Origin of the sequence: Phascolarctobacterium succinatutens YIT 12067 (assembly GCF_000188175.1) — a bacterium.
In the GTDB taxonomy this organism is placed as follows: domain Bacteria; phylum Bacillota; class Negativicutes; order Acidaminococcales; family Acidaminococcaceae; genus Phascolarctobacterium_A; species Phascolarctobacterium_A succinatutens.
This window is the reverse complement of the sequence record NZ_GL830863.1, coordinates 78,857-103,961: the sequence shown is the minus strand read 5'-3', so window position 1 is coordinate 103,961 and position 25,105 is coordinate 78,857. Positions and strand designations below refer to the sequence as shown.

29 protein-coding genes and 2 tRNA genes are annotated in these 25,105 nt (G+C 47.6%); 1 reads left to right on the top strand and 30 read right to left on the bottom strand.

The window, feature by feature from the left end; genetic code table 11:
* From HMPREF9443_RS02885 to HMPREF9443_RS02875, 3 genes are all read right to left on the bottom strand, one after another.
* Window positions 1-367, bottom strand: a 367-nt coding sequence (locus HMPREF9443_RS02885; protein ID WP_009145008.1) for a GmrSD restriction endonuclease domain-containing protein, incomplete at its 3' end; no start/stop codon positions are given.
* A gap of 16 nt (window positions 368-383) precedes the next feature.
* Window positions 384-620 (bottom strand): helix-turn-helix domain-containing protein, encoded by a 237-nt coding sequence (locus tag HMPREF9443_RS02880; RefSeq protein ID WP_009145007.1) that lies wholly within the window; start codon window positions 618-620, stop codon window positions 384-386.
* 154 nt (window positions 621-774) lie between these two features.
* On the bottom strand, window positions 775-993 hold the full coding sequence (locus tag HMPREF9443_RS02875) for a helix-turn-helix domain-containing protein (RefSeq protein WP_009145006.1): 219 nt from the start codon (window positions 991-993) through the stop codon (window positions 775-777).
* 275 nt (window positions 994-1,268) lie between these two features.
* On the opposite strand from HMPREF9443_RS02875, the gene HMPREF9443_RS02870 reads away from it, so the two are divergent.
* Complete coding sequence (locus HMPREF9443_RS02870; protein WP_040564852.1) at window positions 1,269-2,435, top strand: hypothetical protein; 1,167 nt, start codon at window positions 1,269-1,271, stop codon at window positions 2,433-2,435.
* Window positions 2,436-2,613: 178 nt separating this feature from the next.
* Here the strand turns inward: HMPREF9443_RS02870 and HMPREF9443_RS02865 are convergent.
* The 27 genes from HMPREF9443_RS02865 to HMPREF9443_RS10955 all read right to left on the bottom strand — a co-directional run bounded on the left by HMPREF9443_RS02865 (window position 2,614) and on the right by HMPREF9443_RS10955 (window position 25,101).
* Window positions 2,614-2,705, bottom strand: a tRNA-Ser gene (locus HMPREF9443_RS02865).
* A gap of 66 nt (window positions 2,706-2,771) precedes the next feature.
* Window positions 2,772-2,861 (bottom strand) — tRNA-Ser (locus tag HMPREF9443_RS02860).
* 69 nt (window positions 2,862-2,930) lie between these two features.
* Window positions 2,931-3,563, bottom strand: coding sequence for a cyclodeaminase/cyclohydrolase family protein (locus HMPREF9443_RS02855; protein WP_009145003.1), 633 nt, complete (start codon window positions 3,561-3,563; stop codon window positions 2,931-2,933).
* Window positions 3,563-3,973, bottom strand: a complete 411-nt coding sequence (locus HMPREF9443_RS02850; RefSeq protein ID WP_009145002.1) for a RuvC family protein — start codon at window positions 3,971-3,973, stop codon at window positions 3,563-3,565. Before HMPREF9443_RS02850 ends, HMPREF9443_RS02855 begins: the two co-directional genes overlap by 1 nt.
* Window positions 3,966-5,123: a DUF3084 domain-containing protein gene (locus HMPREF9443_RS02845; protein WP_040564850.1), complete on the bottom strand. Its 1,158-nt coding sequence runs from the start codon at window positions 5,121-5,123 to the stop codon at window positions 3,966-3,968. Before HMPREF9443_RS02845 ends, HMPREF9443_RS02850 begins: the two co-directional genes overlap by 8 nt.
* A 34-nt stretch (window positions 5,124-5,157) precedes the next feature.
* Entirely contained in the window at window positions 5,158-6,249 is a 1,092-nt protein-coding gene (locus HMPREF9443_RS02840; RefSeq protein WP_009145000.1) for an LptF/LptG family permease, read from the bottom strand.
* A gap of 14 nt (window positions 6,250-6,263) precedes the next feature.
* The gene (lptB, locus tag HMPREF9443_RS02835; RefSeq protein WP_009144999.1) at window positions 6,264-6,983 is read right to left on the bottom strand and encodes an LPS export ABC transporter ATP-binding protein; all 720 of its coding nucleotides are present in this window, start codon (window positions 6,981-6,983) and stop codon (window positions 6,264-6,266) included.
* Between the two features lie 18 nt (window positions 6,984-7,001).
* Window positions 7,002-7,772 (bottom strand): LptA/OstA family protein, encoded by a 771-nt coding sequence (locus tag HMPREF9443_RS02830; RefSeq protein WP_050787092.1) that lies wholly within the window; start codon window positions 7,770-7,772, stop codon window positions 7,002-7,004.
* Window position 7,773: 1 nt separating this feature from the next.
* Window positions 7,774-8,328 (bottom strand): LPS export ABC transporter periplasmic protein LptC, encoded by a 555-nt coding sequence (gene lptC / locus HMPREF9443_RS02825; RefSeq protein WP_009144997.1) that lies wholly within the window; start codon window positions 8,326-8,328, stop codon window positions 7,774-7,776.
* On the bottom strand, window positions 8,318-9,220 hold the full coding sequence (locus HMPREF9443_RS02820; RefSeq protein ID WP_009144996.1) for a lysophospholipid acyltransferase family protein: 903 nt from the start codon (window positions 9,218-9,220) through the stop codon (window positions 8,318-8,320). Before HMPREF9443_RS02820 ends, lptC begins: the two co-directional genes overlap by 11 nt.
* Complete coding sequence (locus tag HMPREF9443_RS02815) at window positions 9,220-9,798, bottom strand: KdsC family phosphatase (RefSeq protein WP_009144995.1); 579 nt, start codon at window positions 9,796-9,798, stop codon at window positions 9,220-9,222. The genes HMPREF9443_RS02820 and HMPREF9443_RS02815 overlap by 1 nt, the downstream gene beginning before the upstream one ends.
* Window positions 9,798-10,772, bottom strand: a complete 975-nt coding sequence (locus tag HMPREF9443_RS02810; protein WP_009144994.1) for a KpsF/GutQ family sugar-phosphate isomerase — start codon at window positions 10,770-10,772, stop codon at window positions 9,798-9,800. Before HMPREF9443_RS02810 ends, HMPREF9443_RS02815 begins: the two co-directional genes overlap by 1 nt.
* A gap of 15 nt (window positions 10,773-10,787) precedes the next feature.
* Window positions 10,788-11,606: a 3-deoxy-8-phosphooctulonate synthase gene (gene kdsA / locus HMPREF9443_RS02805; RefSeq protein WP_009144993.1), complete on the bottom strand. Its 819-nt coding sequence runs from the start codon at window positions 11,604-11,606 to the stop codon at window positions 10,788-10,790.
* A 14-nt stretch (window positions 11,607-11,620) separates the two neighbouring features.
* Window positions 11,621-12,355, bottom strand: a complete 735-nt coding sequence (kdsB, locus tag HMPREF9443_RS02800) for a 3-deoxy-manno-octulosonate cytidylyltransferase (RefSeq protein WP_009144992.1) — start codon at window positions 12,353-12,355, stop codon at window positions 11,621-11,623.
* Complete coding sequence (lpxK, locus tag HMPREF9443_RS02795) at window positions 12,352-14,883, bottom strand: tetraacyldisaccharide 4'-kinase (protein ID WP_009144991.1); 2,532 nt, start codon at window positions 14,881-14,883, stop codon at window positions 12,352-12,354. The genes kdsB and lpxK overlap by 4 nt, the downstream gene beginning before the upstream one ends.
* A gap of 19 nt (window positions 14,884-14,902) precedes the next feature.
* The gene (locus HMPREF9443_RS02790) at window positions 14,903-16,636 is read right to left on the bottom strand and encodes an ABC transporter ATP-binding protein (protein WP_009144990.1); all 1,734 of its coding nucleotides are present in this window, start codon (window positions 16,634-16,636) and stop codon (window positions 14,903-14,905) included.
* Window positions 16,633-17,769 carry a lipid-A-disaccharide synthase gene (lpxB, locus tag HMPREF9443_RS02785; RefSeq protein ID WP_040564848.1) on the bottom strand — a complete coding sequence of 379 codons (1,137 nt, stop codon included), beginning with the start codon at window positions 17,767-17,769 and terminating at the stop codon, window positions 16,633-16,635. Before lpxB ends, HMPREF9443_RS02790 begins: the two co-directional genes overlap by 4 nt.
* Before the next feature lie 104 nt (window positions 17,770-17,873).
* Window positions 17,874-18,680: an LpxI family protein gene (locus tag HMPREF9443_RS02780; protein WP_009144988.1), complete on the bottom strand. Its 807-nt coding sequence runs from the start codon at window positions 18,678-18,680 to the stop codon at window positions 17,874-17,876.
* A gap of 4 nt (window positions 18,681-18,684) precedes the next feature.
* The gene (lpxA, locus tag HMPREF9443_RS02775) at window positions 18,685-19,491 is read right to left on the bottom strand and encodes an acyl-ACP--UDP-N-acetylglucosamine O-acyltransferase (protein ID WP_009144987.1); all 807 of its coding nucleotides are present in this window, start codon (window positions 19,489-19,491) and stop codon (window positions 18,685-18,687) included.
* A gap of 176 nt (window positions 19,492-19,667) precedes the next feature.
* Entirely contained in the window at window positions 19,668-20,114 is a 447-nt protein-coding gene (gene fabZ, locus HMPREF9443_RS02770; RefSeq protein ID WP_009144986.1) for a 3-hydroxyacyl-ACP dehydratase FabZ, read from the bottom strand.
* A gap of 3 nt (window positions 20,115-20,117) precedes the next feature.
* A complete protein-coding gene (gene lpxC, locus HMPREF9443_RS02765; RefSeq protein ID WP_009144985.1) occupies window positions 20,118-20,966 on the bottom strand; it encodes a UDP-3-O-acyl-N-acetylglucosamine deacetylase in 849 nt (282 codons plus the stop codon).
* Window positions 20,967-20,987: 21 nt separating this feature from the next.
* The gene (locus HMPREF9443_RS02760; RefSeq protein WP_040564845.1) at window positions 20,988-21,878 is read right to left on the bottom strand and encodes a lysophospholipid acyltransferase family protein; all 891 of its coding nucleotides are present in this window, start codon (window positions 21,876-21,878) and stop codon (window positions 20,988-20,990) included.
* A 15-nt stretch (window positions 21,879-21,893) separates the two neighbouring features.
* Window positions 21,894-22,916: a UDP-3-O-(3-hydroxymyristoyl)glucosamine N-acyltransferase gene (gene lpxD / locus HMPREF9443_RS02755; protein WP_009144983.1), complete on the bottom strand. Its 1,023-nt coding sequence runs from the start codon at window positions 22,914-22,916 to the stop codon at window positions 21,894-21,896.
* A 69-nt stretch (window positions 22,917-22,985) separates the two neighbouring features.
* Window positions 22,986-23,393, bottom strand: a complete 408-nt coding sequence (locus HMPREF9443_RS02750; RefSeq protein ID WP_009144982.1) for an OmpH/Skp family outer membrane protein — start codon at window positions 23,391-23,393, stop codon at window positions 22,986-22,988.
* Window positions 23,394-23,447: 54 nt separating this feature from the next.
* Window positions 23,448-24,368: a hypothetical protein gene (locus tag HMPREF9443_RS02745; protein ID WP_040564843.1), complete on the bottom strand. Its 921-nt coding sequence runs from the start codon at window positions 24,366-24,368 to the stop codon at window positions 23,448-23,450.
* Window positions 24,369-24,471: 103 nt separating this feature from the next.
* The gene (locus tag HMPREF9443_RS02740; protein WP_009144980.1) at window positions 24,472-24,957 is read right to left on the bottom strand and encodes an OmpH/Skp family outer membrane protein; all 486 of its coding nucleotides are present in this window, start codon (window positions 24,955-24,957) and stop codon (window positions 24,472-24,474) included.
* A gap of 3 nt (window positions 24,958-24,960) precedes the next feature.
* A complete protein-coding gene (locus tag HMPREF9443_RS10955; protein ID WP_009144979.1) occupies window positions 24,961-25,101 on the bottom strand; it encodes a hypothetical protein in 141 nt (46 codons plus the stop codon).
* Window positions 25,102-25,105: the final 4 nt, after the last annotated feature.

Below are 25,105 nucleotides of genomic sequence, written 5' to 3'. Positions count from 1 at the left end.
ACGGGATGTTTTCCGTGTGCGAAGTTTGAGTTTTTGCTATATACTCGTGGTTATTCAGCGCACCCTTGGACTTATTCAGCGAAGCATTGGTATTAGCAAGGTTCGCATCATCATTAGCCATTTTTCTTATCTGTTCCGGCGTCAAATCAGAGCCATAACGCCTGATTTGCTCATCTAACGGAACAATGTGGTCAACGTTTGATTGCTTTTCATTAATATGCTTATTAGCATTATAAAAAATTTTATCGCCGGTATATTCGTCAATTACACTTTTTTTCTTCGCAAATGACCTGTTTTTATAGCTGTCAGCCGCATTATTGCGTCTGTTAATGTCATCTACCTGACTACGCTTTATCTTATTACTCATATGCTGCCTCCAAAATTTATAAAGAAGTATCTTCTACTCCTTCCATTAGCTCACTCATCGTAATCCCTAGCTTCTCGGCAATCTTCATTAAGGTTGAAAGCGATACGCATTTCGTATAGCCGCCGTTTTCAATACGCGATAAATATTGCGGTGTAATACCAACTTCGTCGGCAAGCTTCTCCTGTGTCATACTCTTCAATTTCCTGTAAAAAACTATCTTGGCACATATTTTCTTGTATCTCGACGCAAACATTTAGCCCTCACTCCTTTTACCAATATATTATCGCATATTCTCGATTTCATATCTTTGCACAATTTTTTTCATAACTTTACATATGGTTTAATTTCTTATGCTTTGCTTTTCGGAATGGGCAATGTGTTTACGTAATTATTATTTTCGCTATTTCTCACTCTTTCTCCTGCAGAAGCCGCACCGGGTCAACCCCCAAGGCCTGCGCCAGCAAAAATATAGACTCCATATTAAACGGTCCCTTACCGCATTCTATATCCGAGACGCGCGCCCTTGACATTTGGGCTTTCTCCGCCAGCTCACTCTGCGTCATACTCAATGCTCTGCGATAATACATAATGTTCAAGCCAATAGTTTTATATTTTTCTTCAAACAAAAAGCATCACTTCTTATCTCTTCCCTTCTATATATTATGAACTTAAAAGGTTACCCTTGCGGTGCTTTAGATTTTATATATATGGAATATATTTGACATAAACCATACAAGCTTACTTGACCACCGCCTGCTTTTAGTATAAGATAGAGTCAGAAATAATAATACCATGATAAAATTTCTTTTTCGTGATATTATAATGACGAAAAAGCAGATGCCGACAAAACATCAGCATCTGCTAGCAACATAAGATTTTAGATTTTTTCGAGGTTATACCTATGACGACAATGCAACGCGCCTTTCCGGCGCCAGTGATTCCCCAATTTTTCACCAATAATATCTGCGGCAATTATCAGATTCGCCGCTTTTTTAACGGTCAGGACGACTTTATCTGCGCCCAAGGCCCCTTTCATACGCAAACCATCGCTTCCCAAAGTGAGGAAGGTGCGGCAGCTTCTTCCCTGACTATAGCCTTCGCCAATATTGACGAAAACGATAAAAAGCAGGTGCTTGCCTTCTGCAATGCCTACGGCCTGCCCTATTCTTCGCAGCGCTGCCTTGGGAAACGTGCACACCTTGACGACGAAAATCACTCTATGCTCATCAACGATTTCAGCTTTATCGACGACACCCTGTATCTGGGAGATGTCCTTGCAGAAAAAGACTATGCTGGCACTGACGCCGAAGTTTCCCTGCAATACACCCTGTTCGAGATAGACGAAATAGACATTATGAGCCTGCGTCTTTTTGCCCGCTGCGTCAAAATCGTCCGCAGCCTGCTTATTGTCCAAAGCTATCTCATCAGACATGAAGGGACGCAGGCAAGCGTTATCTATGCGCTTGCCTACCTGCTGCATTACAGCGCGCGTGGCATTCACTACCTGCTGCCGCGCATCGAAGCACCTACTCTCAGGACCGCAGAATACTTTGCTACGCACAAGCGAATTTCGCACACGCAGCTGCTCAAGAATATCCGTAAAGCAGATGCAGACTACGCCTGCCAGCTGCAAGACTTTCTCGCAGTTGTAGACAAGCATATGCTGCGCACGCTTGCTGATTATGACAAGGACCTGCTGACGAAGAAACAGCTTACTGCTATAATTCTCGCTGAAGATGTTCCAGGCAGAAGCCTTGACCACGCTTTTGCCAGACGCGTCCTGCTCGACATCATCAACGACAATATTTATACCGCCAGACCGCAAATGGACCTGGCGCAAGAAAAATTTACCAGTCTTTGGCAATGCAGCTATCTTATGCAGGCAATTTATCTTGATTTATATCAGCTGCTGCTCAATCCGGGCGAATACCATCGCTGCGCCAATCCTGAATGCAGCAATTATTTTCTCATCAGCGGACGCCGTTCAGACAAACGCTACTGCTGCAATCGCTGTGCTTCCAAAATGGGCAAGCAAGGCAAAACATATAGACCGCATAAGGAAAAATGAGAAACAAATTTAAGCAACAAAAAAGCTCTCAGATTTCTCTGAGAGCCGATTGCCATAGTTGGCGGAGCGGGTTGGGGTGGCAAACCCTGTGCGGGGTAAACCGCTGTAACATTTCGCAAGAAGCAAAATTTAAAAACAAAAAAGCTCTCGGATTTCTCCGAGAGCCGATTGCCATAGTTGGCGGAGTGGGTGGGATTCGAACCCACGCACGGGGTAAACCGTCTAACGATTTAGCAAACCGTCCTCTTCAGCCAGCTTGAGTACCACTCCATTAGACTACTTGTTTATTATAACAGATTCTTATCTAAATTGCAAGACCCTATTATAATTTTTTAATGGCGGAAAGGGTGGGATTCGAACCCACGGAAGGCTTGCACCTTCGCTAGTTTTCAAGACTAGAGCCTTCAACCACTCGGCCACCTTTCCATTAGAATTTTATTATACTTTAAAAACACGCTTACGTCAAGTACTTCTACCGCACCAAGCAATAAAGCCTTATTGCAACGCTTTATCCGTTACTGCAAGCAAACGAGTTTCCAGCGCTTCGGCATCTGCCAAAAGCTGCTTCAGGTCTGCTGCAGCCTGTGCGTTCCACGCCTCATCCTTGGTCAGTCCCAGGTTAATGCGCACGTTGTACTCCGCACAGCGCAGCGCAGCGCGCGCCAGCAAACCGCTGCAGGCAGCATCTGTAATCACGCCTGGGTTTCCTGATACTACCAGCCTGTCTGCCAGCTTCAGTACAGCAAAGGAGCTGCGGGCAATATTCAGCGGTACAGTCGCTGCCTGCTTTGCAGCGGCACGTATTGCCGCTGTACGCGCAGCCTTTTCTTCATCAGTAGTCTTAGGCAGCTTATAACAACTCATAAAGCTGTTGAATACAGCCGCATCCTCATCTACAAGCGTCAAAAGACGTACGCGTTCTGCTTCCGCTTGCTCCAGCAGTTCTTTGACCTCCGGCTCGCGGTCGGCAAACTTTTCTTTGCCAATTGTCAGATTAGCAACCATAGAAGCAAGCGCCGCCGCCAAAGCTCCGGCCATTGCAGCGCCGCCGCCGCCACCGGGGGCGGGCGCAGCGCTTGCAAGCTCAGTTAAAAATTCGTTACAGCTTAAATCGCCAAGCTTATTCATTAATCCATTTCCTCATGTTTCTTTAACCATCTGCGCACCTGCACAACAGCAGCATATGCATCGAGCGGCTCCGGCGGCACCAAAAGACCTAGCGGCACCAGCTTACGCCAACCCTTAGGAGGATTTTCCTGCCAATACAGGCTACGAGCTTCTTCCGTACTGTATGCTTCACCGACAAGCTCCGGTACCAAATCCGGATAAAGCTCACGCAAAACTGCGCCTATAGCCTTATTATTTGTGCCGTTGCCCATAATAATTCCCTGCAGCTTAGCTGAACCGACAAACTGTCGCAGCTCTGCAGCCAGATTATCCGTCATCGCAATATGCAGGCTCAGGATTTTGCCATCAGCGGCAACTAATGCCAATCCTGTTTTGCTGCGCCCCGGATCTACGCCAAGATAATTACTCATTGACCGGAACCACCTCCAGCCTTACCCTTACAGGTCCGGCTGTCGTAATATCGCCTTTAGCATAAGCACGCAGAATAAAGCTGCCTCTGGTGCGACGCATTGAATTAGCTGCTTCAATCATAGTAGCAGCATCCATACTGCCAACCTTACCCGTCATCGGATCAGGCAGCACACCGGCCTTTACCGCATTATGGTTAATCTGCGTCAAGAATTCCATAAGCACGCTTTCATAGCTCGGGCCGTTATTACCAAGATTATACTGCTCACTGAAAATCAAGGTTCCGTCAGGATAAATGAGCTGATTATCTACCATTTCAATATCGCATACTGCCAGCTCGCCAACTATGATATTAGCAACAGCGCGGATACGGAAAAGCATATTACCCTTGCTTTTATCCAGTCTTGCTACAGCATTATCGACAACGTTTTTACCAATCCAGATAGCCTGCAGAGGCTTTTGTTCATCGTGGATAACACCCAAGCGCTGCAATGCTGCTTCATTTGCATTTTGCAGCAGCCAGTTCATCTGAATTATATTTTCTTTATGCTTCAGACCGCCACGCATAACACCGGCAAAAACAACTTCACCGGCGCGGTAATAAACCTGGCCTTCACGCATATTGATGATACCCTTACGCAGAGCCTCGGTAGTTTTTTCCAGCTCGTCAATTTCATTCGTCAGCTGCAGCTTGGAATGTGTAAGCGAATTTACCTCATTCTGTGCCTGGCTGTACATGTCATTAACCTGGGCCAGCTTGATTTCCATTGCATCATTTTCGGCAACTGCTTCCTGGATTTTAGCATCAAGCTCACTGATTTTTTTGTTCTGCTCGTTAACCTTGCCTTTAGCCTGTTCAAGTGCAGCAGTTGTATCTGCCTTTTCTTGGTTTAAAAGCTTAAGCTCCTGCTGAATTTTTTCCATGCCGAACAAAGCTGTGCGCGCACTCTGTGATGCTATTGCCATAACACTGATAGTCAGAACAGCAATAATAGTACCGCCGAGTACCGTAAGTAATATGGACGTATGCTTTGGACGCAAGCCAAATACCGACATTCTTTTTTTGCCTATTTTACTGCCCATTTTATCGGCCAGATAGGCAATCAGGCCACCTACAATGGCCATAATGATAATTAATCTTATACCTACCAAGTACTCACCTCCATGACTTACTCATCCAAGTCTTTTAGGCATTTTTCTTTTTCATCAGATAAACGCCGACACCCAAGCAAAGAATGTTAGGCAATGCGCAGGCCAGCAGCGGCGGCATTGCACCACCCTTGCCCAAACCGGTGGTGAAGGTCATTATTGCATAATAAATAAATATTACGATGATACTGATGCCCAGACCGATAGAAGAGCTGGTACGCTGCTTCTGAGTGCCCAGACAAGCACCGATCATTGCAAAGAAGAAGCTTGCCAGCGGAATATTGATTCTCATAAAGATTTCGCACCACTGACGTGCTGCCGAGGTATGCTGTTCTTCCAGCATGCTGATATATTCGCGTAATTCGCGGATAGTCATTTCCTCAGGCTCCTTTTGCTCCCAGGAAATCTGCTTCGGCGAGAAATTCAAAGGAATAATCTGTTCCTTGAATTTGGCACTGCTTTGTACGCCGTCCTTATCGTCCAGCGCAAAAACATTACCGTCTACGATACGCCAGCTGCCGTTTTCCCAATAGCCTTCCTTGGCGGTCTGAATACGGGCAATTTTGCCTTTATTAAACTCTTCGATAGTGATATCGGTCATCTTGCCAAGCTTTTCATCAAACTTATTAGCATAGGTAACACGTTGGGTATCACCGCTGATAGTTTTGATGATAATATGATTCTGAGTTGTGGGGCGCGTATTGTGGCGGATTTCCTCATTCAGGATTATCGACGCCTTCGCTTTGGAGGTGGGCACTACCTTTTCTGCCCACACCATGGAAAACATGCTGACAAAGAAGCCAACAACCAGCACCGGCGCAACAATACGGTAGTAGCTGACACCGCCGGCCTTCATTGCCGTAATCTCACTGGAGCCGGAAAGCTTGCCAAAAGCCATCAGCGCTGCCAGCAGCATAGACATCGGGAAGGTATAGTTGATAACCTCCGGCAGATTATACATAAACAAACGGGCTACAGTCTCCAACGGAGCACCGTATTTAGTCATGTATTGCGTAATTTTAAACAGCATCGTGCTGGCAATAAAAATACTGGAGAAAGCAGCAATGCCGAAAACGAAGGGGTATAAAAGCTCCTTCAGTACATAACGGTCTAATAATCGTAAGCGCACTTTTCTTCCTCCTGTTACATGCTAAAGTTATCGCCAAGGTAATATTTACGGGCAACAGGGTCATTAGCGATTGTTTCGCTGTCGCCATGCAGTAAAATATGACCTTCGGCCAAAATATAGGCCTTATCAACAATGCTCAGTGTTTCACGGACGTTATGGTCCGTAATCAGCACACCGATGCCACGCTGTGCCAGATGCGCAATCATGCCCTGGATATCCGCTACGGCAATAGGATCGATGCCGGCAAACGGTTCGTCCAGCAGAATGAAGGCCGGGTCTGTAGCCAGCGCACGGGCAATCTCTACGCGGCGGCGTTCACCGCCGGAAAGCGCCTTGCCCTCGCTCTTGCGCACATGATTCAGACGGAACTCATCCAGCAGAGCGTTCATCTTCGCTTCTCGCTCGGATGCATTCAGATCAGTTGTTTCCAGAATCGCCATGATATTGTCTTCTACCGTCATTTTGCTGAAAATAGAAGCCTCCTGCGGCAGATAGCCGATACCTGCACGCGCTCTTTCGTACATGGGCATTGAGGAAATATCCTTGCCGTCGAGCATCACGGTACCTGCATCAGGCTTTTCAATACCGACAATCATATAGAAGGTTGTCGTCTTGCCGGCGCCGTTAGGACCGAGCAGGCCTACTACGCTGCCCTGCTCTACGCTGATGCTTACTCCATCAACAACGTGACGGGTATTATAAATTTTTACCAGATTATCTGTTGTTATAACCAAAACTTTGCCCTCCGCTTCTTAGGCTAAAGCTTTATCATCTGCGCCCTGTTTTTCTTTACCGGGCAGCGCAGGCTGCTTTTCCGGAATATAGATAATATCTACATTACCGTCGGCAATAGCCACGTTGGTATTGGTAAGGCGCAGTTTATCGCCGGCAACGCTGTTGCCGTTCTGAGTTGCTTTGGCATTGCCGATAAGCTCTACATAACCGCTGTTATCGGTTTTGTAGACTGCACTGTCAGCAGAAGCTGTCAGGCTGCGTGCATCACTGCGGATATCAACACCACCGTATGCATTGGCAACTCCCTGTGCCATATTATAATCAATCTTTGCCGCATTCAGCACACTGCCGTCGCTGTCGGTAAGACGTGCCCAGCCGCCGATTGTTTCGGCAAATTCGCGCGCCTTGTAATAATCAACTCTGTCAGAGCTCAGGCTTTTGCCACCCTTGGTAATCATGGCACCGCCTACAGCAGACAAATCATTTTCATTATGCACTATAAACTCATTGCACACAATATGTGCATCATCACGGTCGGCAATAACATTGCCGGTTAAAACACCGCTCTTGCTTTTGCTGTTGAATTTGGCATAATCGGCAGTAGCTCTGCCGCCATCCTGCATCAGTACAACATTTCCTTTTGCTACAGCTTCACCGCTGCCCAGGTCATACTCCAGCTCATCAGCCTGAACGCTGAAATTGCCGGGAGCCGCAAAAGCAGTTGCTGTTATGCCTGCTGCCAGCATGGCTGCAGCCATTGTCAGCAGTAATCTATTTTTGTAAGCCATCTTATTCGCCGCCTTTCTCCACTTTAGCATTACCCTTAAGCTTAATATGCTTAAAAGCACTGGTAGTTACAGCACTATCCGCAGTTGCGGTATAGGCATCCTTATGCATTTTAAAATGTCCTGTTGCCGTAATAAGCTCTTTTTCCTGATTCCAGCTTATTTTATCGGCATAAAGCTCGCCGCCGGTATTCAGTACAGCCTTAATATTACCCTCTAGGAAAAAGTCATTGCTCTTCATGCCGGCACTGCCTTTATCGGCAGAAATATCGATAAAGCTGCCGTCCGCACGATAAACTTTGCCTTTGATGCCCTTCAGATAGGCTGTGTTTTTAGCCTTATCGTTAACAACCTCTTCTACTGTAAACTCCCACAGCTTTTTGCCATCCTTTTCCCTTTTAACCATACTGTTTTTTAAGGAAGCATTAATCTGCGCTGTAACACCATCACCCGGTTTTACAGTTATAGGTTTATCGCCGCTCAGCATCAGCCAGGCAATAATTGCACCGGCAATTACAATGCCTGCCAATACTGACAGAATTACTTTCTTATTTTTCATCTGGCTGCTTTTCCTCCTCCTGTGGGGTGTATGGTGTATTCCAGCGATGCTGGAACCACAACCAGTTATCAGGATATTCCTTGATTATTTTTTCAACTTCCTGAGTCATTTTCAGGGTAACATTATAATCATCCAGCTTTTGGTCGCCGGTGAATTCATAATGGATAGGGTCGCGTACAATCGCTTTATGGCCATAGCCGTCAGGCTTACGTACTATAAAAATCGGCACAATAGGTGCTTTGAATTTACGGGAAAAATATGCCGGTCCGTTAGGCGTTGATGCCATCTTGCCCAAAAAAGGAACGAAGATGCCGTCATAGCCGCCGTCCTGGTCAGCTATCAGACCCAGCATACGGCCCTTCTTCATAGCACGCGCACAGCCGAGGATTTCACTTGTACCACGCGAAAAAATTTCTTGGCCTACGCCCTTGCGCAGCTCATTCATAAAATCGCTGTAAACACGGTTAGGCTGCGGTTTTTCTACCGCACTCAGCGGGAAGCCGTTCAGCGCCAGTGCAGCGCCCAGCCATTCCCAGTTATCCATATGGCAGGCCAGCATAACAACGCCATGCTTCTCCTTAAGCGCATCCCACAGAACCTCCGGACGGTCAAAGGTTACCAGACCGCGGATATTGTCCTTGTTCAACGCCGGCATATACATAATTTCCATAAAGGTTATGCCAAGCTTCACAAACAGCGATTTGATTGTAGCCTCGGCCTGCTCCTGACTATAGCCTAAGCGCTCGCGGATAGTTTCCTCTGCACGCACACGCTGCTTTTTGGCAATTTTATGATAGAGGTGGCCCATACCCTTACCGATAACCACAACTGCCTTATAGGGCAGCCAGGAAATTACGGTACTCATTGTTTTTAATAAATAATAAAGCCACATTATTGTCTATCTCCTTGTCCAGCTTGCTCATATGAAGCAACAATTTTTTCCCATTTGTCCTGAGCAGCTAAAATATACTCTATTGCTTCGCGGACAGCACCTCTGCCGCCAGGATTATCCAAACCGATATCAGCTGCATCATACACATCTTCCGCAGCATCATCGGGAGCAAATGTCAGACCGCTCTCGGCAAAGGCCGGCAAATCATTGAGGTCATCGCCTACATAAGCAACCTCTTCTACCGACAGTCCGCGCAGCCTTCTCAAGGAACGCAGCGCTTCACGCTTATCCTTCGCGCCTTCGATAATGGTTGTTATGCCCAGTTCCTCGGCTCTGCGGTGGATAATCTCGCTTTTGCGTCCGGTAATAATCGCTACCTCAAGACCATTGTGCAGGGCACAGCTGATGCCCATGCCATCCTTTGCGTTAAAGCCCTTAAAGCATTCTCCGTCTGCCGCAATATAGATAGTTCCGTCGGTCAGCACACCGTCAACATCCAATGCCAGCAGTCTGATTGCTTTAGCTGCTTCTATAAATTCGTCATCCTCATCCTGTGCATCATCGAACCAGCTGATCATTATACTACTCCTTGCCTTACAAGGTCGGTCATATGCAGCAGGCCGATAACCTTATTATCTTTGTCAATAACAGGCAGCACGGTAATCGGTTTCGGCTTGTTGCTTTCCATAAGATGCAGAGCCTGTGCTGCCAGCTTGTCTTCGGTAATAGTTTTCGGAGCCTTTGTCATCAGCTCGCAAACAGGACGCTGCAGGAAATCAACACCCTTACTCAGACCGCGGCGGATATCGCCGTCGGTAAGCACACCCTGCATAACACCGTCCGCATCAACAACGGATACAGCACCCAGACCTTTGTCGGTAATAACAAACAAAGCATCCTGTACCTTGGTATCTGCCAGCACAGTCGGGTTCTCCTCGCCTTTATGCATAATGCTGCCTACGGTCAGAAGCAGCTTGCGTCCCAGGCTGCCGCCCGGATGGAAGATAGCAAACTGACTTGCGGTAAAGTTATGCTTTTTGAGCAGCGCCAAAGCCAACGCATCACCATAGGCCAGCGCTGCGGTCGTGCTGCTTGTCGGAGCTAGGCCAAGCGGGCAGGCCTCCTTGCTGACACCTACATTAAGTACAACGTCGGCATTCTTGCCAAGTGTTGAATCAGGCTTGCCGACCATAGCGATAATCTTTGCCCCGATGCGGCGCAAGGACGGCAGGATATTCAAAACCTCACCAGTTTCACCGCTGTTGGAGAGAGCAATAACAACATCGCTTTCCGTAACCATGCCCAGGTCACCGTGAATACCCTCTGCAGGATGCAGATAAAAGGATGGTGTGCCGGTGCTGGCAAAGGTTGCAGCCATTTTGCGGCCGATAAGACCGGATTTGCCCATACCGGTAATAACGGTACGGCCCTGACAGTCTAAAATCAATTTTACTGCCGCAGCAAAATTTTCATCTACACGCGGCACCAGCTCTAAAATCGCTTCTGCCTCCATGCGCAGAACATCCTGTGCATGCTTTAGCATTGCTTCCATATTCTCACCCTACCTTTAGCCGCGTACAATCTTGTCGATTGCCAGCACGTCGGTCAATAATTTTTCCAGATTGTCCAGCTTAACCATATTCGGGCCGTCGCTCAGTGCTTCTGCCGGATTATCATGCACCTCTAAGAACAGTGCATCAATGCCGACAGCCGCAGCAGCACGTGCCATATGCGGAACATACTGGCTCTGGCCGCCGCTGGAGGTGCCTTGGCCGCCGGGAATCTGTACGCTGTGAGTAGCATCCATAACTACGGGATAACCAAGCTCACGCATAATAGCCAGACCGCGCATATCGGTTACCAGTGTGTTGTAGCCAAAGCTTGCACCACGCTCGGTCAGCATAATGTTATGATTGCCTGCTTCCTCAACCTTTTTGATAACATTTTTCATGTCCCAAGGTGCCAGGAACTGACCTTTTTTTACATTAACAGTCTTGCCGGTTTTGGCAGCTGCATAAACCAAATCGGTCTGACGGCACAGGAAAGCCGGGATTTGCAGAATATCTACAACCTCGGCAGCCTTTTCAGCCTGCCAGGGCTCGTGGATATCGGTTACTACAGGAACGCCCAGATCCTTTTTAATCTGAGCCAAAAGCTTTAAGCCCTCTTCAATGCCGGGTCCGCGGAAGGAAGCATAAGAGGAACGGTTAGCCTTATCAAAGGAAGCCTTAAATACATAGGGAATGCCAAGCTTGTCGCAGATTGCTTTTGTACGCTGACCAATCATCAGGCTGCGCTCATAGCCTTCGAGCACGCAGGGACCTGCCATCAGCATCAGGGGATGGCCCTGACCTACTTCATAATTACCAACTTTAACGATTTGCATAAGTATCCTCCAGTTTATTTATTCATTTTAGCAAACAGCTCGTTGACTGCTGCCAAATCCTCGGGGGTATCAACACCGATGCCCTGGAAATCGCTTTCCAGAACTTTAATCTTATAACCATTTTCCAGTGCACGCAGCTGCTCCAGGCTTTCCGCTCTTTCCAGTGGTGTCGGCTGCAGTGCTGCATATTTCAGCAGGAAGCTGCGGCGGTAAGCATAAATACCTACATGCTTGTAAACCTTGTAGCCCTCCGGCTTATTGCGCGGATACGGCATCAGGCTGCGGGAGAAGTACAGTGCATAGCCGTTAAGGTCGGTTACAACCTTTACGGCAGCAGGATTGTTGTAATCCTCCTCGTTCATAGCAACCTTCAATGTTGCCATCTGCAGCTCGCTGTCACCGGTAAAGCATTCAGCCAGGCGGTCAATAACCTCAGGCGGAATCATCGGCTCATCACCCTGTACGTTAACGATAACATCAACATCGGGATAGTTCAAAGCTACCTCAGCCAGACGGTCGGTACCGCTCGGATGGTCGGGAGAGGTCATCATTGCTTTGCCGCCAAAGCCGTCTACAGCCTTTTTGACAAGCTCATTATCGGTAGCTACAACTACCTCGTCCGGCAGCTTAGCCTGACAGGCACGCTCATAAACGTGCTGAATCATCGGCTTACCTGCAATCAGGGAAAGCGGTTTGCCCGGAAGACGGGTAGAAGCATAACGTGCGGGAATTACGCATAAAACTTTCATTTTTTATCAAGCTCCTTTTTAATGGCATGATCAATATATTCTTTGAACTTATCCATGCCCTCGGTAATGCAGATATCCATATTCAGGATATACAAAGGAATTTCGCGGGCAGAATAAATAAATTCAGTCGGTATCTTAACAGCATCCTTCGCTGTAGTAACCATTGCTACAGCCTTTAGGCTGCTGGCACGCTCGTTGATGTACTGCATTTCCAGCATACCGTAATCGTGATGGTCTGGATAGCGTACAGCCTCCATGATATTCAAACCGATACTGGAGAGAGTCTGTTCGAAGGATGACGGGTTGCCGATTGCAGAAAAAACCATAACATCCTTGCCGCGCAGCTCTTCCAGATCCTTGATATTTTCGGAAATACCCTTGTACCAGTCGGCAATTTCCACAAAGTTTTTCGGATGGTGAATACTTTCTACTATCGGTGCCTTGTCATTATATTTGGCAATAGTATGACGCAGCTGAATGCGGCTCAGCTTGCTGCTCTGGTCGGTTTTGGTCAGCAGGAACAAATCGCCGCGGCTCAGGTTTTCGAGCGGCTCACGCAGAGTACCGCGCGGCAGCACACAGCCGTTGCCGAACATATTCAGCGTATCTACCAATACGACATCCAGGTCGCGCTCCAGCTGCCAGTGCTGATAGCCATCGTCCATAATGATAACCTCGGCATTCAGCTTTTCAACGGCATAACGGCCGGTAACGGCACGGTTTTTGCCGATGATTACCGGAATACCCGGCAAAGTCTTGGCCATCAGGTAAGCTTCGTCACCTGCTTCATAGGCAGTCATGAAAATCTTATTGCCGTCGGAAACTACGCCCAGCTCCTTGCCCCAATGCGAACGGTAGCCGCGGTTCAGGATAACAACGCGATAGCCCATAGACTTGATAATTGCCGCCATCTTCTGGGCGGTAGGAGTTTTACCGGTGCCACCGACGGTAATATTACCGATAGAGATAACGCAGCAGTTCAGCTTTTCTCTGTGCAGCAGGCCGCAATTATACATAGACAGCTTGCAGCAAACGCCGAATTCGTATAAATAAGACATGCCACGCAGAACTGCCAGCAACAGCCAGCCGAAGAACGGAGTTTCCGGACCATAGGCAACCTGCATAACATATTGGATAATCGCATCACCGTGACGCAGGCGTCCGCCGCCTTCATCCGTCAGGTTACGCGTATTAATCGGATAGCTTTTGTATTCACGGGCAGGCACAGCAGTTAAATCAAGCAGTTCCTTGAGATAATGGATGCTGCGCACATCCGCTCCGCGGTTCTCTTTGATAACCTGCAGGGAAGCTGCACCCATCTGCGTGCGACGCTCGTCATTGCCCAGAATATCCAGCATTTCCTTCGTCAGTTCATCATTATTGTTAACCATCTTGCAGGCCTTAACCTTGCTCAACAGTGCATAGGAATCCTTAAAGTTCTGCATGCTCGGGCCGACGAGAATCGGTTTGGCATGGGCAGCAGGCTCCAGTACGTTATGACCGCCGGTATTGCTGAAGGAACCGCCGACGAAAACAACATCGCCGACAGCATAAATACGTCCCAGCTCACCGATGGTATCGATAATCAGCAAATGATATTCCTTGCGCTCACCGCTTTCCTCCAGCATCTTGGAGCGGAAGCCTGTTTCATAGCCGTAATGGCTTGCCAGCTTGGCAATTTCATCTGCTCTGGCAGTTTTACGCGGTGCGATAATCAGACGTGCATGCGGATATTTTTTACGGATGCACTTGAAGGATTCAAACAGCACCTTTTCTTCGCCGGGATGCGTAGAGCCGGCAACGATAATAGGATAATCCTCTTTCAATCCCAGCTCAAAGCGGTATTTCGCCAAATCCTCCGGCGTAACCTCCGCATAGGTCTGGTCAAATTTTGTATTACCGGTAACAAAGATTTTGCTGCGGTCGGCACCGAGATGCGCAATATAATCGGCATCAATGCTGGACTGCATGCAAAAACGGGTTACAGTATTTAGCATATCATCCCAGATACCATAAAGATATTTGTAATTTTTTACGGATTTTTCGGAGATACGGCCATTTACCATCATTACAGGTATATGACGTTCGCGGATAGCGCGCAGGAAATTAGGCCACAGCTCTGTTTCTACCGGCATAAAGACACCGGGGTGAATACGCTTGACCAGAGATTCCGCAACAAACGGTAAATCCAGCGGGAAGTAGATAATAGCATCTGCTTCGGGAATAATCTGCTTGGCCATGTTATAACCGCCTACGGTAAAGGCAGATACCAATACCGGGCGCTCGGGCATTTCCTTGCGGATTTGTTTAACAAGCGGGCTGGTGGCAACAATTTCGCCTACGGATGCACCATGAATCCATACGCAGTCCTTGCCGGCAACCTTGGCAATATCCTCTTCATCTACACAACCGAGGCTCTGCTTAAAGCGCAAGGCGAAGCCTTTTTCTGTAAACAGGCGGTAAGTGTAATAGGGGACAATAAAAATTACCAGCACTATTAAAATAAGAATATTGTAGAGTATATACATTTACTAACCTCTTTTCGCCTTACTTGACTTCCTTGCTGCGATACTGAATCTTATACAGATGCGCGTACAGCCCGTCCATAGCCATCAGCTCATCATGGTTACCCTGCTCGATAAGCTGGCCATTTTCCAAAACCATAATCTTATCAGCATTTTTAATCGTCGAAAGACGATGCGCAATAACAAAGGACGTTCTGCCTACCATCAGGCGGTCCAGAGCCTCCTGTACCACGCGCTCGCTTTCCGTATCGAGTGCAGAGGTTGCCTCGTCGAGAATCAGAATCTGCGGGTTCTTCAATATTGCCCGGGCAATAGAAATGCGCTGACGCTGACCACCGGAAATATTCATACCGCGGTCACCCAGCATTGTTTCATAGCCGTTAGGCAATTGCATAATAAAGTCATGGGCATTCGCAGCCTTCGCTGCAGCCTCTACCTCTTCACGTGTCGCATCAAGACGTCCGTAAAGAATGTTATCATAAACAGAACCGTTGAACAGCACTGTTTCCTGCGGTACAATACCAACCTGCTCACGCAGGGAATCCAGCGTAACCTTACGGATATCCTGCCCATCAATCGTAATACTGCCGTTAGTCGCATCGTAGAAACGCGGCAACAGGCTGGCTACGGTAGACTTACCAGCACCGGAAGGACCGACAAAGGCAATCATTTCGCCGGGCTTAACCTCGAAGGAAACATGGCTGAGCACTTCTTCGTTTTCGTTATAAGCAAAGCTTACATCATTAAAGCGTACATCGCCTTTTACCTTCGGCAGAGCCTTGGCATCAGGTGCATTTTTTATAACCTCAGGCAAATCCAATACGTCGAAAACACGCTGCGCTGCAGCCAATGCCTTCTGAATATTGCCGATAACACGGCTTAAACGTTTAATCGGGTTAGAAATATTAACAGCATAGGTCAGGAAGGCTACCAGAGAGCCTGCGGTAATGCTGCCGTTGATAACGCTGTTGCCGCCGTACCAGAGAATAATGGAAACGCCGACAGCCGCAACAAATTCAATCGTCGGGGTGAGCGTTGAAGAAAGCTGCGCATACTTCATATTGGCGCGGAAGTTGTTCATGTTTTCCTTGTCGAAGCGCTCTACCTCATAGCCTTCGCGCACAAAGGATTTGATAACACGCGGAGAGGAAGCAACCTCCTGCAGTACAGAAGTAATGTCAGCAGCAGCCTCCTGAATACGGCTGCCGGATTTACGGATGCGCTTACCGAAGCTGTCAATGAAGAACAGTACAACCGGGAAGGTTGCAAAGGTTACGAGGAACAGCTTCCAGTCCAGATACAGCATCATAGCGACAGATACGATAAGAATAACGCTTTCGGTAAACATTTCCACAACGTTTTCTACCATCGCGGACTGCAACGCACTAACGTCGTTAGTAACATAACTCATAATGGTACCGGTTTTATGCTTGTCATAAAAGCTCATACTTAAACGCTGCAGCTTTTCAAAAACATCCCTGCGGATATCAATAATCACACGCTGACCGACATAGTTCATCAGATAGCTTTGTCCGTAATAGGAAACACAGCGGATAATAAAAACAACCACAATGCTGATTACAATATAGTTCAGCATGGATGTATCCTTATCTCGCAGAACCTGGTCTACCATATCCTTGATAACCCAAGGCAGATAAGCAGTACAGCCGGAGGCAATGCCGGTGCAGATAAGCGCTGCCAGCGCACGCATCCAATAGGCTTTTACATATTTCAATGCTCGAAGGTATAAATTCATTTTCTCTCCTCAGTTATTTTTAAGATTAATTGAGCAACGCGGTTTACCGCACCGGGTTCACCAAGTCTGTGCTTCATATATGCCAAATCGCTTTGCAGCTGTGCCTGACGCTCAGGCTGCAAAAGCTCTACTGCAGTTTTCGCTAATTTTTCCGGGGTGAAGTCCTCCTGCAGCAGCTCCGGCATAATCGTTTTGCCCGCAACAATATTCGGCAAGCCGATATTGGGGATATTGATTACCAAACGCGCGATAAAAGCATTCAGTGCGGAAGTACGGTAAACAATAACACTCGGCAGTCCGCACAAAGCAGCCTCCAGCGTTACCGTACCGCTGGTAGCCAGCGCCAAATCCGCTACACTGAACAAATCATAGTTATGGCCTTCGGTAATTTTTACCTCAATGCCATACGCCGCAATTTTTTCCTGCAGCATAGCAAGCGGAATTGTGTTAGCGCGCGGCATAACAAACTGCGCATCAGGCAACTGCTGCTTTAAAAGCTTTGCACCTGCCAGCAGCGTCGGCAGCATTTTTTCAATTTCCATCAGACGGCTGCCGGGCATCAGCAATATCAGTTTTTTGCCGGGCTGCTTGCCGGCCCAGGCTTCAGCCTCAGCCTTGGTCATCGTAGGATGTACAATATCCAGCAGCGGATGACCTACAAACTCTACGGGAGCACCTGCTTCCTTGTACACATCGTATTCAAAAGGAAAGATGCAGGCAACCTTATCCACTATTTTCGCAACCTTTTTGGCACGGCCCTTGTTCCAGGCCCATGCCGACGGAGCAATATATGATACAACGGGAATTCCTTTATCGTGAGCCAGCTTAGCCAGCTTCATATTAAAACCGGGGTAATCGACAACTACCAGACAGTCCGGCTTGCGTTCGTCCATAATGCGCGCAAAATCACTGCGCAGACGGAATAAATCAGGCAGTTTGCGGATAACCTCCACAAAACCCATTACGCCGTGGTCCTTAATGTCCCACAGCACCTCGCCGCCGGCCTTGCGCAGAGCGTCGCCGCCCATACCAAAAACCTCGGCCTTGCTATCAAGTTTTTTTATAGCAGCAGTCACAGCAGCTGCATGGATATCGCCAGAGGCTTCTCCGGCAGATATTAATATTTTCGCCATGATGTCTCCTTGCATTTACCTATATATATTCAGTATATATTATAACACAAAAAGCGGCTGACATAAGCTATCAGCCGCTAAGAAATACGAAATTTTTCCGATATTTATTTTACAAGAATGGTAATATTATGCTCATCTGCCAGCGCTATCACCTTTTCGCGCTCCGGAATGATAGTATTACCTGCTTCAATAACAGCTCCTGTAGCACCGGCGTGAATCATTGATTCAATCGTCGTCGTACCGAAACCGGGAATATCAAAGCGTTGGTCCTGCTTCGGCTTGGCAGCCTTGGCTACGATAACGCCGCCCTTGCCTAAAAAACCGCCGCGCAGAATGCAGGCATCAGTGCCTTCAATCGCTTCTACCGCCATAACGGCACGATTTTTTACAACAACGGTCTGACCGATATCCAATCCGCCGATGGCTTTGGCCATCTCAAAACCGAATTCCATATCCGCAAGCTCTGCCTCCGTAGGCTTACGCTTGGTCAGAACACCGGGCGGCGGCAGCAGCGGTTTAATCAATAAGGTCTGATCCATAACCTCAATGCCTTCGTCCTCCAGCTCCTTGACAATCGCATTCATGATAGTATCATCCTTGCGGTCCGGAATGGTGGCCAAAATTTTTATCGCCCGCAGATCAGGAACAATCCTGCCTGCTTTGTACAAAACTTCCTTTGTTACCTTGCCGATCATTGTGACCTTGGTAACCTTATTTTTTTTCAGCGTAGAAATAATCTTGCCGATTTTGCCGATGTTGATATCGTAATAAACATCAACACTGCCGGGCAGCTCCTCGTCAATACCGGGAACAACACCTACAGCGACAACATGGTAACCCAGCTCTTTCGCTGAGCGTGCTACCTCTACCGGCAGATGTCCGACACCTGAAAGTACGCCCAGCACCTCCATAGCCTTAGCCTCTGCGTGTACGGATGATGCCGCGTTCTACATTACGCAGGAAACGCATCAGATGTTCCATAGGCTCAGAGCTTGTCAGCTCCTGCTCCATAGTGCTGATTGCTTCCTGAAGCGGCAGACCGCTGCGATAAAGAATGCGGAAAGCCTTTTTCAGCTCGCTGCGTTCTTCAACCGGCATACCTGCACGAGAAAGACCTACGCTGTTCAGACCGGAAACAAAAGCGGGGTCACCGGCGCAGATCATGAACGGAGGAACATCCTGGGTTACACGTGCCATACCGCCGATCATTGCGTTACGGCCAATCTTGCAGAACTGGTGTACTGCAGACAAGCCGCCGATAACAGCACGGTCCTCAACGATAACGTGACCTGCAAGTGTTGCAACGTTAGACATAATAACATTATTGCCCACGATGCAGTTATGTGCTACATGGGTGTAGGCCATCATCAGGATGTTATTGCCGATACGGGTTTCGTTGCCTTCACCGCATGCACGGTGAACAGTGCAGCATTCACGGAAGCTGCCGCCGTCACCGATAATGGTATAGCTTTTTTCACCTACAAATTTTAAATCCTGCGGTACTGCGCCAATAGAGCAGCCCGGGAAAAAGTGGCAATTCTTGCCGATTTTAGTATATGGATGGATAGTCACATGTGCGCCAATCACGCAGCCGTCGCCAATCTCCGTATCTTCGTCGATAACAGCATAAGGACCTACGCTTACGTCCTTGCCGATTTTAGCAGACGGATGAATGATTGCAGTTTCATGGATACCATTGGTTGGCATAATAACCGAACTCATTATTTTCACTCCCCAAACAAGATGTTAATCAAGCAATTAAATACAAATATAATACTATAATCACAGGCATCCACGATTTTTAACATTACAAAAAACACAGTTAAATGAATTTAGCATTAATTTTAGCTGTATTGCTCGCTTATTCTACCAATTACAGCTTTTTTGTATTTTGCTGATTAATTTTCTTTCGGATCCATAATAGCAAAGGTGCAGTCGCATTCACAGGCAACCTTGCCGTCAACCTTACCCTCGCAATGAATGATACCCATATTACCACGCATAATTTTAGTTACCTCAGCGGTGGTTACAACCTGGTCGCCGGGCACAACCTGCTTGCGGAAGCGTACATTGTCTATTTTAGCGAAAACAGCAATCTTGCCGCGGTTTTCTTCCGGATACAGCATAGCAACGCCGCCAACCTGAGCCATAGCCTCAATCAGCAGAACACCGGGCATAATCGGTTCATTAGGAAAATGACCTAAGAACTGCATTTCATTAGCGGTAATGTTTTTAATACCTACTGCGCGTTTCATAGGTTCAACTTCCAGAATGCGGTCAACCAAAAGCATCGGATAACGATGCGGCAGGATCTTTTTAATTTCGTTAATATCTAATACTGTCATTTATTACTCCCCCTTTGTTCTGTAAGCCTGAATTTGTTTAGCGATTTGCGAGTTAAACGCATGTCCGGTTTTTACGGCAATAACATGCGCTTTAATCGGTCCCAGCAGATACAAATCGCCAATGGCATCAAGAATCTTGTGTCTGATCAGTTCATCGTCAAAACGCGGAACCGAAAGAATTTTTTCATCATCAAAAACAACTACATTCTCTAACGAACCGCCAAGGCCCAGGCCCATCTTACGCAGCATTTCCAGCTCGGAAGTAAAAGCAACTGTTCTGGCAGCCATAATATCCTTTTTAAAGCTCTCCTTATCGAGCAGGATATCGAAATACTGGGTTCCCAGCATCGGATGACTGTTAATGGATGTAAAAGAAATTCTGTAGCCGTCATAAGGTAAAATAACGATATAACGGTCATTGTCATAAACGGAAAATGCTTTGTCAACGGCATATATATGACGCTCTGCCTCCTGCTGCATCGGTTCTGCTTTTTCAATCAGCTCGCAGAAAACCTTGGCACTGCCGTCGGTTACCGGCGGCTCCGGGGAAGACATTTCAATACGGATATTGTCAATCGCCATCATAGACAGCGCACCCATAAGATGCTCAACCGTAAAAACCTCAGCACCGTTTGCACTAAGTGTTGTTGCCTTTACCGTGGAGCTTACATTTTCCGGTAAAGCCTTTATTTCCGGTCTGCCGGGTAAATCGGTACGGACGAAGACAATGCCTGTGTCAGCCTCTGCAGGCTTCAGTGTCATCAGTACATCCTTGCCGGAATGCAGACCAATGCCGGAATAGGATACCTCTTTAGCAATTGTATGCTGGTATTCCTTTTTTTGCTCGGTCATTTTGCTCCTCCTTTATCAAATTTATTTTTTTCTGCCAAAACGTTGGCGTCCGTCTTTCCAACGGTCATGCACCCAGAACCACATTTCCGGATGCGCAATAATCTCATGCTCCAGTATTGTCACCAGCTCACGGGTTACCGCATAAAAATCCTGCTCCTTGTTTTTTGTTTTCGGGGTGTACAAGGGAGGATAGATTTTAGCCGTACAGGTGCCATCTGTATTATTGTGCAAAAAGATTGGTAAAATCGGCGAACCGTAAATACGCGAAAGCGCCGCCGGTCCCATAGGGATAACAGAATCCTTGCCGAACAGGTCGATACGTACGCCATCGTCGTTCGTATCCTGGTCATAAAGGATGCCCAGAAGATTTTTTTCGCGCAGCATACGGCTGATAGCCAGCAGGCCATGCTCGCCACGGTTATAGGTAACCTTCTGTCCCACCATCTGGCGGAATTCATTGATAAGCTTATCCATATGACCGTTGTTCTGCTTACGGGTAATAGAAAGCATCGGATAACCGTGCAGCGCTACGGTAGCGCCCAAAAGCTCCCAGTTGCCGTAGTGACCTGTAGCCATAATGACGCCCTTGCCCTGAGCATAAGCAGCCTCCAGATATTCCAGGCCCTCTACCTTTACCTTCTTGTCAATATTATCCTTATTCAGCAGCGGGAAGCGCATAACCTCAACGACCATGCGGCCGAAGCGATGCAGACTGTCTGCAGCGATTTCCGCAGCTCTTGCTTCGTCAACCCCCAGGCATTCGCGGATATTGGCCTCTGCCATCTGCATACGCCAGCGCGGTACAACCGCCACTGCTACGCTGCCCAGGAATTTTGCCACCAGCTTGCGCAGCAACATGGGGGAGATGCACATAAATTTACTAAAAAGCTTGACTATATAATAACCTAACAAGCTTTCACCACCCTATTATTTTTTCAGCTCTGCCAATTCCTTTTCCAGAGCTTTGACGCGCTTGAGCATATCGCCCACCTTGCGCAGATTTGCTTCCTGACGCAGCCATTCCTTCATAGGCATTGCAGGGAAGCCGCCCATAACGGAATTGTCAGGGACGTTATTGGTAATACCGGTTTTGCCGCCAAAGACGCAGTTGCTGCCGATGGTAATATGACCGACAGTACCAACCTGACCAGCAAAGGTAACATTGTTGCCTACGGTTACACTGCCGGAAATACCTACATGAGCAACAACCAGGCAGTTTTCACCTAAGATATCGTTGTGGCCGAGATGTACCAGGTTATCGATCTTGGTGCCCTTGCCAACGATAGTGCTGTCAACTGTAGCACGGTCGATACAGGTGTTATTGCCGATTTCTACATCATCCTGCAGCACTACATTACCGGTCTGCAGCACCTTGCTGTGCTTGCCGTTTTGGGTAATATAGCCAAAGCCGTCGCCGCCGATTACAGAACCGGACTGCAGAATAACTCTGTCACCCAGTACACAGTCCTCACGGATAGTGGTATTAGGATAAATGGTACAATCCTTGCCCATTTTTACGCGCTTGCCGACATAAGCATGCGGATAGATTACGCAGCCGTCGCCGATTTCGGCATCATCCTCAACAACAGCAAAGGGCTGAATAGCAACATTGCTGCCGATCTTTGCCTTCTTGGATACATAAGCATAAGGACTGATAACACGCTCAACCTCTTCCTGCGGACGGAACAGCTCCAGCAGTGCGGCAAAGGCTGCACGCGGGTTGGCAACTCTGATAACAGGGCGTCCGTCAAGCTCCGGGTCTTCGGAACTGAGAACCATTACGCCGGCCTTGCTGAGATGACAGTGCTCTACATGCGGCGGCACCGCAAAGGAAATATCCTTCGGTCCTGCCTCAACCAGTCCGTTAACGCCGGTAATGCGCAATTCGGGGTTATCATGCTCTACCGTGCCTTTTAAAAATTCTGCTAATTCTTGTACACTCTTCTCCATTTCATACCTCCACCGTAAAGCCGCTTACGCAAAAAGCGGACGGACTATCCGCCCGCTTCAGAGTGCTGCTTATTTCATTTTTGCAATTACGTCACCGGTAACATCGGTACCGCCCTGAGGAACGGCACGCTTGTCTAAAATAGCGCCCAGCTTTTTCTCGTCGGAAACCTGCTTCAGAGCAGTATCCAAGCTGGCCTTCAGCTTATTTTGTGCTTCGCTTTGAATCAGCTTAGCTTTTGCACCGTAATCTTCGGCAACCTTTTTGGCATCATCGCCGGTTTTGCCTTCCATGTCCTTATCCATCTGGGTTTTCAGGTCGGTCATTTTTTTAGTTACATCTTCCTGAGTTGTTTTTACGATAGGAGCTTCTGCTTCAATCTTGCTCATATCAACAGTACCAAAATCAGCATTACGTCCGCTGCAGCCGAAAGTAAACATAGACGCTGCAATCATCAGACCGGCAATAATTTTTTTCATAATTTTTAACCTCACTTAATTATAGCTCATATCAGGCCCGGGCACTTAACAATATCATGCCTTTTTCATGGCCTTTATTATAGCAGCGGTAATATCCTCTGCCTTCATATTAACTCTAAACTTATTGAAAACAATAGTATAGCCGCGCTCATGCGCCAGCTTCACAGCCTGGCTTTCGATATCCTGATTGATTTGCTTCTTCAGGCTATCGTTCTTTTCCTGCTGCTTATCAATTTCTCTGTCTATAATACTCAGTGCATTATTGAAGGCCTTCGGTGCTGCGTCAAGCATTTCCTTGTCGCGTTCCTCCGGCGATTTAAGCTGCTGTATAGCCTGAGCATGCTGCTGCTGCGTCATATCACGTATCCGCTGCTCGGCTTCTGCCTTATACGGCAGTACCTTAGCATCAACCAGACGGCGTTTTTCCGCCTGCAGCTCGGCAATCTGCGCACCGCGCTCTTTCTGCAGCTCCTGCAGCTGTTTTTCAACGGCCTGACGTTCATCAGGCTTCATTTTAACAGCCTCCAGAAGAGCCCGCAGGTTAAATAATTTCAGCTTATAGGCATCTTCGACATCTTTTTTGCGTGCAGCCAGCTGATTGTCAGCATCTGCCTCAGCCTGTGCCACAAACTTCTGGAGCTTGGCATTTTCAATCTCCCTCTGTTCTACCATACGGGTATTGAAATCCGCCTCCATAAAGCTTTGCTGGCTGAGCTGCCGCAAACTGCGCAGCTTATTCAGGCTGCTTAGCTGCGCCTTGGCCAGCTCTTCCTGACCTTTACGCTTATTAAGCAAATCCTGCAGAATTTTTTCACCCTGCTCCAGCTTAGCATACTGAGGATGGGCGCTTACCGCCTGCTCCCAGTTGATAACAGCAATTTTTTCCTGCGGTCCCCGGACATTGGTACTGCATGCCGAAATCAGCAGAGCAGCTGCAATAATAGCACTTATTTTTACCAGCTTGTTCTTCTTCATGCCTGCCTCCAATAACATTGCTGTCCATCCGTAAATACCGCGATTAAATTGCCATTACACAAGGCAAGCTGCCAACTTCAGAGCAGCAGCGCTGCAGAAGCTGTTATTTGCCTGCCTGCATAGCCTTGGCAACCTCGTCGGTAATATCTACACCGCCGAAAACAACAGTGTTCTTATCTACTACAACTGCCAGACCTTTTTTGTCAGCAATCTTTTTGATGCTGGCTTCAATCTTCTTCAGTACAGGGTCCATCAGCTCTTTTTGTTTGTTAGCCAGACGTTCCTGAGTCTGAGTATAATACTTTCTCTTTTCTGCCTCATTCATGGTTTTGCTTTTCTCATTGAAATCCTTTTGGGCAGCTTCGATTTCTTTGTTCATGGCTGTATTAACGTCGTTCAGATCCGGGCTTTGTGCTACCAGCATCTGATAGTTAACTACACCGATAGCGGATTCGCTGGAAGCGGCAAAAGCACTCTTGCCTACACCGCTCTGCGTTACGGAAAGCGCAAAGCAGCCCAGTACGAAAATCGCTGCTACAAACAAGGAGATCAGCTTTACATTTTTAGGGTTACGCAATTTCTGCATCATAATCTAAATCCCTACCTTCTTTTCCTCATACAAAAATTCAGAAGCTACAACAGCAGAAAACAGCAGCAAGCTGCCGTCATCCGTTTTTGTACTGTCTGTTGCAATAATATATCTTATTATATCAGCCTGCGCTAATTCTTTCAAGAAT